At 65.2% G+C, this 14,815-nt stretch carries 13 protein-coding genes; 7 read left to right on the top strand and 6 right to left on the bottom strand.

The window, feature by feature from the left end; all coding sequences use genetic code 11:
- Nucleotides 1–6 precede the first annotated feature (6 nt).
- From hutU to hutI, 4 genes are read left to right on the top strand one after another with little or no spacing between them, the layout of a single operon-like run.
- Nucleotides 7–1,704, top strand: a complete 1,698-nt coding sequence (gene hutU, locus ADBZ9O_RS01475; protein ID WP_526527712.1) for a urocanate hydratase — start codon at nt 7–9, stop codon at nt 1,702–1,704.
- Nucleotides 1,701–2,930, top strand: a complete 1,230-nt coding sequence (locus ADBZ9O_RS01480; RefSeq protein ID WP_526527713.1) for an allantoate amidohydrolase — start codon at nt 1,701–1,703, stop codon at nt 2,928–2,930. Before hutU ends, ADBZ9O_RS01480 begins: the two co-directional genes overlap by 4 nt.
- Nucleotides 2,927–4,282: a formimidoylglutamate deiminase gene (locus ADBZ9O_RS01485; protein ID WP_526527714.1), complete on the top strand. Its 1,356-nt coding sequence runs from the start codon at nt 2,927–2,929 to the stop codon at nt 4,280–4,282. Before ADBZ9O_RS01480 ends, ADBZ9O_RS01485 begins: the two co-directional genes overlap by 4 nt.
- Nucleotides 4,279–5,499 carry an imidazolonepropionase gene (gene hutI / locus ADBZ9O_RS01490; RefSeq protein WP_526527715.1) on the top strand — a complete coding sequence of 407 codons (1,221 nt, stop codon included), beginning with the start codon at nt 4,279–4,281 and terminating at the stop codon, nt 5,497–5,499. The genes ADBZ9O_RS01485 and hutI overlap by 4 nt, the downstream gene beginning before the upstream one ends.
- 13 nt (nt 5,500–5,512) lie before the next feature.
- Here hutI and ADBZ9O_RS01495 read toward each other — a convergent pair whose 3' ends face one another.
- Nucleotides 5,513–6,091 carry a TetR family transcriptional regulator gene (locus tag ADBZ9O_RS01495; protein ID WP_526533776.1) on the bottom strand — a complete coding sequence of 193 codons (579 nt, stop codon included), beginning with the start codon at nt 6,089–6,091 and terminating at the stop codon, nt 5,513–5,515.
- A gap of 82 nt (nt 6,092–6,173) precedes the next feature.
- Between ADBZ9O_RS01495 and ADBZ9O_RS01500 the strand changes: the two genes are divergently transcribed.
- Nucleotides 6,174–7,088 (top strand): SDR family oxidoreductase, encoded by a 915-nt coding sequence (locus ADBZ9O_RS01500; protein WP_526533778.1) that lies wholly within the window; start codon nt 6,174–6,176, stop codon nt 7,086–7,088.
- Entirely contained in the window at nt 7,085–8,017 is a 933-nt protein-coding gene (locus ADBZ9O_RS01505) for a TIGR03564 family F420-dependent LLM class oxidoreductase (protein WP_526527716.1), read from the top strand. Before ADBZ9O_RS01500 ends, ADBZ9O_RS01505 begins: the two co-directional genes overlap by 4 nt.
- 23 nt (nt 8,018–8,040) lie before the next feature.
- Here ADBZ9O_RS01505 and ADBZ9O_RS01510 read toward each other — a convergent pair whose 3' ends face one another.
- The 5 genes from ADBZ9O_RS01510 to xylA form a co-directional block, all read right to left on the bottom strand.
- Nucleotides 8,041–8,892: a PHP domain-containing protein gene (locus ADBZ9O_RS01510; protein ID WP_526527717.1), complete on the bottom strand. Its 852-nt coding sequence runs from the start codon at nt 8,890–8,892 to the stop codon at nt 8,041–8,043.
- Between the two features lie 86 nt (nt 8,893–8,978).
- Nucleotides 8,979–10,244 (bottom strand): sugar ABC transporter permease, encoded by a 1,266-nt coding sequence (locus ADBZ9O_RS01515; protein WP_526527718.1) that lies wholly within the window; start codon nt 10,242–10,244, stop codon nt 8,979–8,981.
- A 38-nt stretch (nt 10,245–10,282) separates the two neighbouring features.
- The gene (locus ADBZ9O_RS01520; protein ID WP_526527719.1) at nt 10,283–11,059 is read right to left on the bottom strand and encodes an ATP-binding cassette domain-containing protein; all 777 of its coding nucleotides are present in this window, start codon (nt 11,057–11,059) and stop codon (nt 10,283–10,285) included.
- A 6-nt stretch (nt 11,060–11,065) separates the two neighbouring features.
- Nucleotides 11,066–12,109, bottom strand: a complete 1,044-nt coding sequence (locus ADBZ9O_RS01525; protein ID WP_526527720.1) for a sugar ABC transporter substrate-binding protein — start codon at nt 12,107–12,109, stop codon at nt 11,066–11,068.
- Between the two features lie 143 nt (nt 12,110–12,252).
- Entirely contained in the window at nt 12,253–13,485 is a 1,233-nt protein-coding gene (xylA, locus tag ADBZ9O_RS01530) for a xylose isomerase (protein WP_526527721.1), read from the bottom strand.
- A gap of 130 nt (nt 13,486–13,615) precedes the next feature.
- Between xylA and ADBZ9O_RS01535 the strand changes: the two genes are divergently transcribed.
- Nucleotides 13,616–14,815 carry an ROK family protein gene (locus tag ADBZ9O_RS01535; protein WP_526527722.1) on the top strand — a complete coding sequence of 400 codons (1,200 nt, stop codon included), beginning with the start codon at nt 13,616–13,618 and terminating at the stop codon, nt 14,813–14,815.

Raw genomic sequence — 14,815 nt, forward strand, 5'->3', positions numbered from 1 at the left:
GGAAACATGATGACACCAAACACTTCTGAGTCTCGCGTCGTACGTGCGCCCCGGGGTAACGAGATCAGCTGTAAAGGCTGGCAACAGGAAGCCGCCCTGCGGATGCTGATGAACAACCTTGACCCGGAGGTGGCCGAGCACCCGGAGGATCTGGTCGTCTACGGCGGAACGGGAAAGGCCGCCCGCAGCTGGCCGGCGTTCGATGCCATCGTGGCGACGTTGCGCACCCTGGAGAACGACGAGACACTGCTGGTGCAGTCGGGTAAACCGGTCGGAGTGTTCCGCACTCACGAATGGGCGCCGCGGGTATTGATCGCCAACTCGAATCTTGTTGGTGACTGGGCCAACTGGGAGAAATTCCGCGAGCTCGAAGCCGCCGGATTGATGATGTACGGCCAGATGACCGCTGGGTCGTGGATCTATATCGGCACCCAGGGCATCTTGCAGGGCACCTATGAGACGTTCGGCGCGGTGGCCAGGAAGCTCGCGGCCTCTGGCCGCTATGAACACAGTGGTGGCACCCTGGCCGGCACCATCACCCTGACCGGCGGTGTCGGCGGGATGGGCGGTGCCCAACCGCTTGCCGTCACCATGAATGAGGGCGTCGCGATCTGCGTGGACTGCGACCCCAGCCGGATAGAGCGCCGGATCGCCCAGCGCTACCTCGATACCAGCGCGGCATCCATCGACGAAGCCCTGCGGATGGCTGTTGAAGCTCGGGACGCCAAGCGGCCGTTGTCAATCGGCCTGCTGGGCAATGCCGCGGAGGTGTTCCCCGAACTACTGGCGCGCGACGCACCGATTGACATCGTCACCGACCAGACATCGGCGCATGACCCGCTGTCCTACCTGCCGGTGGGAATTGCGTTCGAAGATATGAAGAAGATGTCCGACAAGGACCCCGGCTATTTCACCGAGCAGGCCGAGGAGTCGATGGCCAAACAGGTGGCGGCCATGGTCGGATTCATGGACAAGGGTGCCGAGGTTTTCGATTACGGTAACTCCATCAGGGATGAAGCACGCAAGGCCGGATATGAACGCGCCTTTGACTTTCCGGGCTTCGTACCGGCTTACATCCGGCCGCAGTTCGAGGAAGGCCTCGGCCCGTTCCGGTGGGTTGCCCTCTCCGGTGACCCGAAGGATATCGAGGCCACCGATCGGGCGATCCTCGACCTGTTCCCCGATAACGACCACCTCCGACGCTGGATCACCATGGCCGAGGAGCAGGTGGCCTATCAGGGCCTGCCCGCCCGAATCTGCTGGCTCGGCTACGGCGAACGGCACCGTGCCGGATTGAAATTCAATGAGATGGTCGCAAACGGTGAACTGTCGGCGCCGATCGTCATCGGTCGAGACCACCTGGACTCCGGTTCGGTGGCCTCACCGTATCGCGAGACCGAGGCGATGGCCGACGGTTCCGATGCCATCGCCGACTGGCCGCTGCTCAATGCGCTGGTCAACACCGCGTCGGGGGCGTCCTGGGTGTCCATTCACCACGGCGGCGGGGTGGGGATGGGCCGCTCTATTCATGCCGGACAGGTATGTGTCGCCGACGGAACCGCCTTGGCCGCAGAGAAATTGGAGCGCGTGCTGACCAATGACCCCGGGATGGGTGTCATCCGCCATGTCGACGCCGGCTACGAGCACGCGAAGGCGGTCGCCGCCGACCGTGGTGTGCGCATCCCGATGCAGGAGCAGTCGTGAGTTCGTTCGATTCCCTGTGGGAGTCGATTCTCGATGTCGGGCGCGACCCGAATGGCGGCGGCTACCGACGGTTCGCCTGGACCACCGCAGATCTCACACTGCGCGAATGGTTCACCGGCGAGGCGCGGAGCCGCGGAATGACCGTCGAAGAAGACCGCAATGGCAACGTATGGGCCTGGTGGATGCCCGACGGATGGGACGGTGATCCGACCGGCGCATTCGTCACCGGGTCGCATCTGGATTCGGTCCCCGACGGTGGTGCGTTCGATGGTCCGCTGGGCATCGTCTCGGCGTTCATCGCGATCGACCTGCTGAAGCAGCGCGATATCAGGCCCTCGGTGCCGGTGGCGGTCGTCGCCTTTGCCGATGAGGAAGGCGCCCGCTTCGGAGTCGCCTGTATCGGCTCCCAGTTGTCCACCGGCGCACTGAAACCGGAGCGGGCCCTGGCACTGCGCGATATCGACGGCACCACCCTTGCCGACGCGCTCATCGCGGCCGGCCGCAACCCCTCCCACCTGGGTGCCGATGTCCGGCTCGCCGACCGGGTCGGTGTCTACGTCGAACTGCACGTGGAACAGGGTCGTGCACTTGACCTGGTCGACAAACCCCTCGCCGTGGCCTCAACGATCTGGCCACATGGCCGCTGGCAGTTCCTCTTTCGTGGGGAGGCCAACCACGCCGGAACCACACGCCTGGTAGACCGGCGCGACCCCATGCTGACATTCGCGGCCGCGGTGTACGCGGCCCGTGCCCAGGCCGCCGCCCACCAGTCGGTCGCCACCTTCGGCAAGGTACGTGTGACGCCCAACGGCTCCAATGCCGTCCCGTCGCAGGTGCAGGCCTGGCTCGATGCCCGCGCGCCCGACGAGGCGACGCTCTCGGCGCTGGTCGCCGCCATCACCGCCGACACCAGCGACCACGCCGCCGCTGATCGGATCGACCTTGTCATCGATGCCGAATCTGTCTCCCCTGCAGTCCTTTTCCAACACGTCCCGCGCGAACGGGTGCTGCGCGCACTGGCGGGTCGGGACAGTGACATCCCAGTGCTGCCCACCCAGGCCGGGCACGACGCCGGCATCCTGTCCACCACCGTGCCGACCGCAATGCTGTTTGTCCGCAACCCCACCGGCATCTCCCACTCCCCCGACGAATACGCCGAGATGAGCGACTGCCGGTTCGGTGCGGAGGCCCTCGCCGATGTGATGGCGGACTGGGTCAGCACGTGAGCGCGGACACCCAATGGTGGTGCGAGCACGCCTGGCTCGGCGGCGATAACGTCGCGCACGGGGTGCGCGTCACCGTCAACGACGGTGTCATCACCTCGATCGCGCCGGATAGTGCAGCCGCGGACAGCCACCGATTGCCGGGCCTGGTCATCCCCGGCCTGGCCAATGCGCATTCGCACGCTTTTCACCGCGCCCTGCGGTCCAGGACCCAACGCGACCGGGGCTCGTTCTGGACCTGGCGGAACCTGATGTACGAGGTGGCCGGCCGGCTGACCCCCGAGACCTACCGCGCTCTCGCCCGGGCCGTGTACACCGAGATGGTGTTGTCCGGGATCACTGCGGTCGGCGAATTCCACTACCTACACCACGGCCCGGCTGGCACCCCGTATGCCGATCCCAACGAGATGGGCCATGCGTTGATCGCGGCGGCTGCCGACGCAGGCATCCGGATCACCTTGCTGGACACGTGCTATCTCAGTTCGGGCGCCGACGGTTCCGCACTGAGCGAGGGGCCGCAGCAACGGTTCGGTGACGGCGACGCCCAGCGTTGGGCCGAACGCGTCGAGCGTCTACACCTCGACACCGCAGACGAGTCTCACGTATTGGTCGGGGCAGCAATACATTCGGTCCGCGCCGTCCCTGCCGACCAGATGGCGCCCGTGGTCGGCTGGGCCGCTGCGCACGGGACGCCGCTGCATATCCACTCCTCGGAGCAGACTGGTGAGATCGAGCAATGCCTTGCCGTACACGGTTGCACCCCGACCGCCCTGATGCGCGATCACGGCGTCCTCGGCGCGCGCACCACGGCCGTACACGCCACCCACCTGACCGATAGGGATATCGACGACCTCCGCGCAACCGGCACGGGCGTCTGCTTCTGCCCCACCACCGAACGGGATCTGGGTGACGGTGTGGGGCCGGCGCCGGCCTTGATCGACGGCCCGGGCCCGTTCAGCCTCGGCTCTGACAGCCACGCCGTGATCGATCTCTTCGAGGAAGCGCGGGCCGTTGAACTCAATGAACGGATCGTGGCTCAACAGCGGGGACTGATGCCGGCGGCCCGACTGCTGAGCGCCGCGACCGTCGATGGTCATGTCGCACTCGGCTGGGCCGACGCCGGGGTGATTCGCGTAGGTTCCCGCGCCGATTTCGTTGCCATCGACCTACAATCGGTGCGCACCGCTGGCGGTGGCCCGACCGTCGAGGCAGCCGTATTCGCCGCCGCTGCAGGCGATGTCACCGATGTGGTGGTCGACGGGCGGGCCGTGGTCACCGACCGTCATCACCACCGGGTACCGGATCCGGGTCTCGCACTTGCCGATTCTATTGCCGCAGTGCTGGTTTCGCCATGACTGTGCTCTATGACAACATCGGTGAACTCGTCACCAACGATTCGGCGGCGGGCGACGGGTCCCGGTTGGGGATCATCCGCGATGCCGCAGTCCTCGTCGACGGTGAACAGCTGGCGTGGGTGGGCGCGAGCGCTCAGGCACCGGCCGCCGGCGAGCGCGTCGACCTCGGCGGCTGCAGTGTCATACCGGGATTCGTCGACAGCCACGCTCATCTGGTGTTCGCCGGCGAACGGTCAGCGGAATTCGCCGCCAGAATGAGCGGTCAGCCCTACGACGGTGGCGGTATCGCCACCACTGTCGCGGCAACCCGAGCTGCCGGTGACACCGCGCTGACAGCCAATGTCACGCGACTGGTGGCCGAACTGTTGCGTGCCGGTGTGACGACCTTCGAGACCAAGAGCGGCTACGGGCTCGACGTTGAGCACGAGCGCCGATCCCTGAAGGTCGGCACCCTGTTCACCACGGAGACGACATTCCTTGGTGCGCACGTTGTCCCGCCAGAATTCCGAGCCAACCGCGACGACTATGTCCGGCTGGTCGCCGGCGAGATGTTGGCCGCCTGCCGCCCCTACGCCCGATGGATCGACGTGTTCTGCGACCGCGGTGCTTTCGACGTAGATGAGGCGCGGTTCATCCTGGATGCAGGTGTCCGCGCCGGACTTACTCCGAGACTGCACGCGGCCCAGCTCGGGCCCAGTAACGGTATCGCGCTGGGTGTTGAATTGGCGGCCGCATCGATCGACCACTGCACCTACGCGACCGACGCCGATATCGACGCCCTGGCCTCAGCGGCGGGGACAACCGTTGCGACGCTACTGCCGGGCGCTGAGTTCTCTACTCGCGCAGCGTGGCCCGATGCCCGGCGCTTCATCGACGCAGGCGTCACCGTGGCAATCGCCACCGACTGCAATCCCGGTAGCTCCTACACCACGAACATGCCGTTTTGCCTCGCCGTCGCGGTCCGCGATATGGGTTTCACCCCCGCAGAGGCACTCTGGGCCGCCACGGCAGGCGGTGCTGTGGCCTTGCGCCGCAACGATATCGGCGTTCTTGCCGTTGGGAGGCGGGCCGACTTCGTCTGCCTCGATGCGCCGTCCTACATTCACCTGGCCTACCGGCCCGGCGTCCCCATCATCGGTGACGTCGTCGTTTCGGGCATCGCGGGCACGCGACTTCCTCCACCAGATACAGCAGGTGTTTCCCGCGTAGACCCTTGAGCTCTTGCGCCCTTCAGCTCCGGCCCGCAGTCCCCGCCATGACAGCCCTGAGATCGTCCATCGCCGCCCGCATGACCTCGGCGAACGTCTGGTCGTTCGCTTCATCGACCCACAACTCGAAGCCAACCTTGAAGACCGCGATCCCCGCCTCGGCGGTCAACATCGCAGCGGGTTCGACGACACCACGACCCCGCAGCGCCTCAGCCACCGCGGCGGCCAGAGTCGCCAGCTTGATCAGCTCACGCTCCTGCAGGCTCGAATTGGCGGCAATGACGGCTTGGCGCTGCCGGGCGTGCAGGCGGCGGTCCTCGAAGAAGCCCGCGGCGGCCTCCAACGCCGCGGCCACCGCGTCGAGTGGTGACGACGAATCTGGTGCGCTTGCAACGGCTTCCACAAAGAGAGCCTGAAGATCGCCTGAACCCCAGAACAGCACTTCGCGCTTGTCGGCGAAGTACCGGAAGAACGTCCGTTCGGTGAGCCCGGCGCGTTCGGCGATATCGGCGACCGTGGTCGGTTCGAAGCCACGCTCGCCGTACAGCTCCAGGGCCGCCTTTTGCAGGCGGCCGAGTGCGTCTGGCTCCCATCTGCCCATCCAGGGATAGTAGTTGATGACAGGAGCTGACATCGGCGCTATGGTTGCGATGACAGCATCTGACATCACTCTGGAGGTTTTCATGCGCGTTCTCGTCACCGGCGCATCCGGCTGGATCGGCTCAGCGGTCGTTCCGGAACTCATCGGCGCGGGTCACCACGTCATCGGCCTGGCTCGATCGGAAGCCTCCGCGGCGGCGCTGACCGCGGCCGGAGCTGACGTTCACCGCGGAGATCTGGATGATCTCGACGCACTACACAGCGCTGCCGCCGCGTCCGACGGCGTCATCCACCTGGCGTTCAAGCACGACCTCGCCTTTTCCGGCGATTTCGACGGCGCCGTCGCCGCGGATCGTCTCGCCATCGAGGCCGTCGGCGACGCGCTTGCCGGTACCGGTCGGCCGTTGGTGATCGCCGCCGGCCTGCTCGGCATCTCCCCAGGTGTGGCGACCGAGGAGGACGGCCGCGGTGGTCCCGCCAGTCCCGGTTTCGCAGGTCGGATGGCGAATGCGGAGCTGACCTTGTCGTTGGCGGAGCGCGGCGTGCGATCCTCCGTGCTGAGGCTTCCCCCGACGGTCCACGGCGACGGTGACAACGGCTTCATCGCCTTTGCGATCGGCATCGCACGGGCCAGGGGTGTTTCCGGCTATATCGGCGACGGCAGCAACCGCTGGTCTGCGGTACATCGCTTCGATGCCGCGACGCTGTTCCGCCTGGCGCTCGAAGGCGCTCCGGCGGGCACCGTTTTGCATGCGGCCGCCGACGAGGGGGTGCCCGTCCGGGTCATCGCCGAGGTGATTGGCCGTCAGCTCGACGTCCCGGTCACCGAGATCGCCCCGGTGGATGCGGACTCCCATTTCGGTTGGCTGGCAGGCATGCTCGCCGCAAACGGCGCCGCCTCCAGCGCCCGGACCCGGGCTCTTCTCGACTGGCACCCGACCCAACCCGGGCTCGTCGACGATCTGGAAAAGGGCCATTACTTCGGTGCCCACGCATGAGCACCGGAGTCCTCCTGACGCCGGACCGCAGCGCACCCAACATCGTCGAGGCAGCCGTCGCGCAGGCGCGGGCCGCCTACGACGCCGGGGTGCGCCGGGTATGGCTGGGCCAGCAGGTCGACTATGACGCCACCGTGCTGGCTGCGGTCATCGGCGCTGCTGTGCCGGGCTTGGCGGTGGGAACGTCTGTCCTGCCGATCAATCCGCGCCATCCGCTGATCGTCGCCGCGGCGGCGCAGACCGCTCAGGCCGCGGCCACGGGCGGGTTCAGCCTCGGCCTCGGTCTTGGCGTCCCGATGTTGGAGGAGATGACCTTCGGTATCTCGGCGGCGAACACCATCGAGCGGTTGCGCGAGTTCCTGACGGTGTTGCGGTCGATCAACGACCACCGGACGGTGGACTTCCGCGGCGGCCAGTTCACCGCCGTCGAAACACCCTTCATGCCAGTCGCGTTGGCGGGCACCAAGCCGTTCCCGGTGTACGTCGCTGCCATGGGACCGAAAGCTCTGCACGCCACCGGCGAACTCGCCGACGGCACGTTGACGGCTCTGGCCGGCCCGCGCACGATCGAAGAGTTCATCTCCCCGTCGATCACCCGGGCGGCAGCCGATGGCGGCCGCCCGACTCCCCGCGTGATCGCGATGGTGTCGGTGGCCGTCACCTTCGGGACCGACACGGACACCGAATCCGCGCGCACCGCTGCCGCCGACAGTATGGGCATGTACGACATGGTTCCCTCGTACCAGAAGGTGATGGCCCGCGAGGGGGTTGCGAAGGCGGCCGATCTGGCGGTCATCGGTACCGCGGCGGAGGTCACCCGGCAGCTCAAGACATACCTCGACGCCGGCGCAACTGATATTGCGGTGGTCCCGTTGCAATCGGGGCCAGAGGAGCTCCGCCGCGTCTGGGAAGTCGCCGCTGCGCTCTGAAAATACCTGCGCACCAACGTGTGTCAGCGGCGCCAGAAGTCGTACTCGTCGCGGCCGGGCCTAAAACCTGCCGCGGCCACGATATCCACGGCTACCTCGAAGAGCCGCCCGACCCGTAGCGGCACATGGGCATCGCTGCCGAAGGAGACCGCTCCGCCGCCCTCCTCGTACCACCAGCGCATCAGTGTGGTCGACGCGAGCGGGCTGGTGGTGTTGAGTTCCAGCGCCCGATCAGACGTCGCGAGTGCACGGAAGACAGCCCGGTACTCCTCCTCGTAATCGGCCTCGCGGTACTCCCCCTCACGTGCGACGGGCCAGTACCGACGCGGATAGTCGCAGTGCGCCAGCACTTGGAACGCACCCGAGCCCTCGACCAGCCGGAGCAGTTCGCCGAAATAGTCCCGCACCACGACAGCGGCCGGGAGATGCCGGAACAGTCTGTCGGCGTAGACCAGTCGCCCTTTGTACACAACCGAATGCAATGACCCCAGCACCCTGTCGAACTGGCCGTCGGCAAGCACAGCGGCGACACTGCCCTCGAAGTGGTGCGGTTCGCCGGCTTCGATGCCCGAGAGGATGCGTAGGTCCGGGAACAGTTCGCGGCATCTCTCGATACTGGCCAGGTACCCGTCAAGGTCGACAGGATGCACCCGTTCCCGCTCGGCGATCTCCGCCGCACCGACGATGGCTGTGCCCGCCGGGGGCGGATGGTCGTGATCACCCCATTCGGTGAAGTCGACATGTTCGGTGAACGCCAGGGCCGGGAGGCCGATCTCGACAGCGCGACGGCACGTCTCTTCCATCGACGCGTTGACACCGGTGTCCCAGGAAAACTCGGAGTGCACATGATTATCGGCGGGAAGCATCCCGGTCATCGTCCCACGGCAAGCGGCCAGCGGACCAAGCTCACCTCCTGTCAGCGACGGTTATTCAGCCAGGCTTCACCCACCGCTGCTGGTTATCAGCTCAGACCGGTAGCGGATCGCCGCCTGCGCGATATCGCATCGACGCTGGCGGCCAGCAACAGCACGCCGCCGGTGACCAGGAAGTTGATATACGACGATTGGTTGAGCAGTCCGAGGCCGTTGGCGATCGTCGCGACCACCACACCGCCAACCACCGCGTCGACAGCACGTCCCTTGCCGCCGAAGAGGCTGGTCCCGCCGATCACCGCGGCCCCAACCGCATAGAGCAAGGTGTTGCCTGCCCCGGATGCGGCCGAAACCTTGCCGCCATAGGACGCGGCGATGATTCCACTGAGCGCAGCCAGTGAAGAGCACACCACGAAGACCGACACCCGGATCCGGTCGACGCGAATGCCCGCGCGGCGGGCGGCCTCGGCGTTACCACCGACGGCGTAGACATGCCTGCCGTAGGCCGTGCGGGTGAGGACGAAGGTCAGCACGATCAGCAGGACCGCGACCAACGGCAGGACATACGGAATGCCACGAATCTCGATGTTGGGGTTGACGCTTCTGTTGAGGCTCATCAGATACGTCACCCCGAGCACCACCAGGGCGACGGCTCCGATTCGGGCCAGCACGACGCCGAACGGCGGGTGATGCAGACTCCTGGTCACCTTGGTTCGGTACCGGTACAGCTCCAGGGCGCCGAACCCGACCACAATCAGCAGGGCGCAGACCCACCCGGCGGTCACCGGCAGGTTGGTGATCGTGATGCCGCGGATGACGGGATCGTCGACCCGGACCGAACCACCCTCGCCGATGAGTTTGAGGGTGACGCCCTGCAGGCCCAGGAAGAACGCCAGGGTGACCACGAACGACGGAATCCCCAGCCTCGACCGCAAAACGCCGATCGCCAGACCGATCAACGCCCCGCACACCACGCCCGCGAGAATGGCTAGCCACCAAGGCCATTGGAGGTTGACCACGGTCAGCGCCATCACGCATGCCGACACGCCGCCGGCCACCCCCGCGGACAGGTCGATATCGCCGAGCAGCAGGACGAACACCAGTCCCATGGCAAGAACGCAGATGGACCCGGCCTGCGTGACGAGGTTGGCGAGGTTCAACGCCGAGAGGAACCGCTCATTGGCGGCGCCGAACACCACGAACAGCACCAGGAGCCCGAGAATCGCAGGCAGCGAACCCATATCGCCGCCACGCACCCGACGGAGGTAACCGCGGGCCGCGTCGACAAATGTCGCGTCGGACCGCGCGTCGTCCGCGAAATCGGTTTCGGCACGTTCTGGTTTGAGCGTGGTCATCTTCTCGTCCCTGACTCCTCGAACAGACTTGGCACCACTCACATCGACTGCGCCGCCTCGGACGGCGCCAGTCCGAGACTGCCCGAACGGCCCGCGGTGATCAGCTCGACGACTTGGCTGTGTGTGACCTCAGAGGCCTTGACTTCCGCGGCGACCCGGCCGAGGTACAGCGCACAGATTCGGTCGGCCACCTCGAACACGTCGGCCATATTGTGCGAGATCAGCACGACGCCAAGGCCCTGATCGGCGAGTCGGCGCACCAGATCGATGACCTGCCTGGTCTGCGCAACGCCAAGCGCGGCAGTGGGTTCGTCGAGCAGGACCACCTTGGAGTTCCACAGCACAGACTTGGCGATGGCGACGGTCTGGCGTTGACCACCGGACAGACTCGCCACGGCCTGCCGGACGGATTTCACCGTCCGCACCGACAGGGAGGCCAGCGCGTCGCGGGCCAGTGTTTCCATCTTCGCCTCGTCGAGCATCCCCCGTTTTCGGACTTCGCGCCCCAGGAACATATTCTCGACGATGTCGAGATTGTCACAGAGTGCCAGATCTTGGTACACGACCTCGATACCAAGGGCTGCAACGTCATTCGGTCCGTTGACGGTGACCGGTTTGCCCTCGAACAGATAGGTCCCACTGTCGATCGGATGGATACCCGCGATCGCCTTCACCAGCGTTGACTTACCGGCGCCGTTATCGCCAACCAGTGCAGTGACTTCGCCGGGATAGACGCTGAAATGCACATCGTGCAATACATGCACCACACCGAAGCTCTTATTGACTCCGCGCAGTTCCAGCACCGGGTCAGCCATGGCAGGTCAGTTGATCCCTGCAGCGGTGCACGCGGCCGCGAAGTCGCCGGTGCAGACATCTTCTTTGGTCGCCCCGCCGTCGGTGAAGACGGTGTCAATGTTGGCCTTGGTGATGGACTTTGGCGTCAACAGCACCGATGGCACGTCGCGTTTGCCAGTGTCGTCGCGCGAGGTGCTGGTGGTGGCGACGGGCTTACCGGTTGCGAGTGCGATCGCGGCCGTGGCCAGGGCATTGGCTTCTTCGGTGGCCGATTTGTACACCGACATGCACTGGGTGCCTGCGACGATGTTCTGCAGACCCTCGACCGTGGCGTCCTGCCCGGTCACCGGAACCTGGCCGGCCCGCTGATTCTTCTGCAGAATCGAGATGACTGAACCGGCAAGACCGTCGTTGGCGGCGTAGACGCCGTCGATCTTCCCGTCGGCTGCGGTGTTCATCTGCTCAAAGATGCTGACGGCCTGATCGTTATCCCAATCGGGGACCGCCTGTTCGCCGACGATCTTGATACTCGGGGTTTTGTCGATCACCGAATGTGCCCCGGTGGTGAACAGGGTGGCGTTGTTATCGGTGGGAGATCCGTTGAGGAACACCACGTTTGCCGGCTTGCCGCCGAGGCAGTCGACCAAGCCCTGTCCTTGCAGCTCCCCGACCTTGGTGTTGTCGAATGAGATATAGGCATCCGCCGAGCCACCGAGAGTCAGCCGGTCGTAGTCGATGGTTTTGACGCCCTGGGTGGCAGCCTTCTGCTGGATCGACGCGCCGCTGTCGGAATCGAGGTTGACGATGGCCAGCACGGTCACCCCATCGGCGATCATGCCGTCAGCGATGGTCGCCATCTTGTCCGCGGAGCCCTCCGCGTTCTGAATGGAGTACGGCACGCCTGCGGCCTTGAATGCCGCTTCCAGGGCGGGCCGGTCCTTGGACTCCCATCGCACCGACGACTTCGTGTCGGGCAGGATGACTCCGATCTTGCCCTGAGCGTCGGCGGTGCCGGATGTCCCGCCGCCACCGCTGCTGCACGCAGTGAGGGCGATGCCGAGCCCCGCCACTGTCGCAAATGTGAGATTGCGGAGAGTTTTTGCTCGTGTCACGCCGACCGCCTCGTTTCCAATAACTCCACTGACGTTGCCTTATAATTTGTTTCTCGTAAAAACATATAACGTGACGTCAGTCACGTCTAGCGATTGCCGCGCTATCGAGCACCCATCAGATGTTCCAGGGCCAGTTGGTTCAGACGGACGAAACCGGACCCTTTCCCGCCGAAGTACTGCTCGGCGTCGAATGCTTCGTAGGCGCTGGCGTCTGCCAGCAAATCCGCGTGGGTTTCCCCTGGGGCCAGGGTGGGCTGACGCAATTCGGCGACCCGCGCAGTGGCGAGCGCGTCAGCTACTTCGGGGTCGGATCGAAAGGCCGCGGCCCGCTGCTTCAGTAGTAGATACATCCTCATATTGGCCGCCGCGGAGAACCAGACCCCTGCGGAATCCTCGGTACGGCTGGGCTTGTAGTCGAAGTGCCGCGGACCCAGATAACTTGGTCCACCGTTATCGCCACCGTTTTCCAGCAGATCCACCAGGGCAAAGGCATTACCCAAGTCGCCGTGGCCGAAGACCAGATCCTGGTCGAATTTGATTCCACGCTGACCATTGAGGTCGATGTGAAAGAGCTTCCCGCTGTAGAGCGCCTGGCTGATCCCGTGGACAAAGTTCAGCCCAGCCATCTGCTCGTGGCCCGTCTCAGGATTGACGCCGACGATATCCGAATGAGCCAGTGTCTCGATGAACGCCAACGCGTGGCCGACGGTCGGCAGCAGGATATCTCCGCGCGGCTCATTGGGTTTCGGTTCGATCGCGAAGCGCAGTGAATAGTCTCGGTCGATCACGTAGTCGCACAGGAAATCCAGAGACTCACGATACCGATCAAGTGCGGCACGAACATCTTTGGCGGAGTCATACTCGCTGCCCTCGCGCCCACCCCAGATGACAAAGGTCTGCGCGCCAAGCTCCGCCGCCAGGTCGATGTTCCGGAGCACTTTGCGCAGCGCGAAACGGCGGACACTGCGGTCGTTGCTGGTGAACCCGCCGTCCTTGAAGACGGGCTGGGTGAACAGATTGGTGGTGATCATCGGCACGACCATTCCGGTCGATGCCAGCGCAGTCGACAGTCGGTCGATCGCGTGCCGGCGCTGGGCATCGGTGCTGTCGAAAGGGAACAGGTCGTCGTCGTGAAACGTCAGGCCGTACGCACCCAGTTCAGCCAGCCGCTCCACAGCCTCGACGGCGTCGAGGGCAGGACGGGTCGGCACCCCGAACGGATCGCCCGCGGTCCAGCCGACCGTCCACAGCCCGAACGAGAACTTGTCTGACGGTTTGGGAACGAGTGCCGCAGTGCCGTCCGTGGCCGGAAGCGTGGATTCAAGAATGGACATGACATATCTCCTGTACGGGACTCCGGGCCGACTCTCGATCGCCGACGCAGCAGCGTAGATTTGTTCTAGCCACGAACATAAGATGTGTCCCAAGCCACTGTCAAGGGGTGGCAGTGCGAAGGTGGTGCGAATGAACGGGCGAATTCGGCCAGGCGGGGACAGTCGACGTCCGGTGCGGATCGGTACCAGTACCGACGATGTCCGTCGCCGCAATCTGTCGGGCGTGCTGACGTTGGTACACCGCCACCGCGCACTCAGTCGCGCTGAGCTCACCCGCAGAACCGGTTTGTCCCGATCGACCACCAAGGACCTCGTCGAGGAACTCGCCGCACACGGATTGGTGGAGGAATCGCTTGCCGCTGCGGCCTCGCAGGTGGGGCGTCCCAGCGCCATCGTGCGGCCGAGCACCAGGATGCTGAGTGTCGCGGTGAACCCCGAGATCGACGCCATCACAATCGGTTTGGTCAGCATGGGCGGAACGGTGCTCCACATGACCAGGTATCCCACGGAGGGTGTGCCCACCGCGGCGGACACAGTCTTGATCGTGTCCGCGGCGATCAACCAAATGCGACAACAGCTCACCGCAGAGCAGCGAATCATCGCGATCGGGGTGGCTGTGCCCGGACTGGTCCGCGCGTCGGACGCGACCGTGAGCCTGGCCCCGCACTTGGAGTGGCACGACGAGGAGATCGGCCGGTTACTCAGCACCGCAACAGGATTGCCGGTTTTCGCCGCCAATGATGCCAATGCCGGTGCCATCGCCGAACACATCTTCGGCAATCATCTCAATGCCGACCACATGATCTACGTCAACGGTGGGGCCGGTGGCATCGGAGCGGGATTTGTGGTGGCGGGCGCCCTGTTGGAGGGCGCCGCCGGTTACGCCGGCGAACTCGGGCACACCTATGTCGGTGGGATCGGGCTCTGCCATTGCGGAAGCACCGGCTGCCTGGAGACCGAGGTCAATCAGGTCCAACTGACGGAGGTACTGGGGCAGATGGACGACTCGTCAGCCGTTGGCCCACAAACGAGTTGGCAGCCAGCTACGGGTGCCGCTTCTGCCACGATCGAGCGGCAGGCCAGGTATCTCGCAATCGCACTTGGGAATTCGATCAACATGCTCAACCCGGGATTGATCGTGTTGGGTGGCTTCCTTCGTGGTCTGCCCGACGGCGCAGGACAGGTGCTGCGGAACGAGGTTGCCCGACGCAGCATGCGCTCTCCCAGGGAACTGGTCCGGATTGTGCCTGCCAGCCTGGGATCGAGGACCCTGATGATCGGAGCCGCAGAGCGGGCTTTCGCGCCGCTGCTGGCCGATCCCGCACCGTGA

The sequence above is a fragment of the Mycobacterium sp. genome, from assembly GCF_965229105.1.
In the GTDB taxonomy this organism is placed as follows: Bacteria; Actinomycetota; Actinomycetes; order Mycobacteriales; family Mycobacteriaceae; genus Mycobacterium.

What these genes read in the sequence shown, in the direction of transcription:
- hutU (WP_526527712.1), top strand. Translation starts at nt 7, where the DNA reads ATGATGACACCAAACACTTCTGAGTCTCGCGTCGTACGTGCGCCCCGG.
- hutI (WP_526527715.1), top strand. Translation starts at nt 4,279, where the DNA reads ATGACTGTGCTCTATGACAACATCGGTGAACTCGTCACCAACGATTCG.
- ADBZ9O_RS01495 (WP_526533776.1), bottom strand. Translation starts at nt 6,091, where the DNA reads ATGGGCAGATGGGAGCCAGACGCACTCGGCCGCCTGCAAAAGGCGGCC.
- ADBZ9O_RS01500 (WP_526533778.1), top strand. Translation starts at nt 6,174, where the DNA reads ATGCGCGTTCTCGTCACCGGCGCATCCGGCTGGATCGGCTCAGCGGTC.
- ADBZ9O_RS01505 (WP_526527716.1), top strand. Translation starts at nt 7,085, where the DNA reads ATGAGCACCGGAGTCCTCCTGACGCCGGACCGCAGCGCACCCAACATC.
- ADBZ9O_RS01510 (WP_526527717.1), bottom strand. Translation starts at nt 8,892, where the DNA reads ATGACCGGGATGCTTCCCGCCGATAATCATGTGCACTCCGAGTTTTCC.
- ADBZ9O_RS01515 (WP_526527718.1), bottom strand. Translation starts at nt 10,244, where the DNA reads ATGACCACGCTCAAACCAGAACGTGCCGAAACCGATTTCGCGGACGAC.
- ADBZ9O_RS01520 (WP_526527719.1), bottom strand. Translation starts at nt 11,059, where the DNA reads ATGGCTGACCCGGTGCTGGAACTGCGCGGAGTCAATAAGAGCTTCGGT.
- xylA (WP_526527721.1), bottom strand. Translation starts at nt 13,485, where the DNA reads ATGTCCATTCTTGAATCCACGCTTCCGGCCACGGACGGCACTGCGGCA.
- ADBZ9O_RS01535 (WP_526527722.1), top strand. Translation starts at nt 13,616, where the DNA reads ATGAACGGGCGAATTCGGCCAGGCGGGGACAGTCGACGTCCGGTGCGG.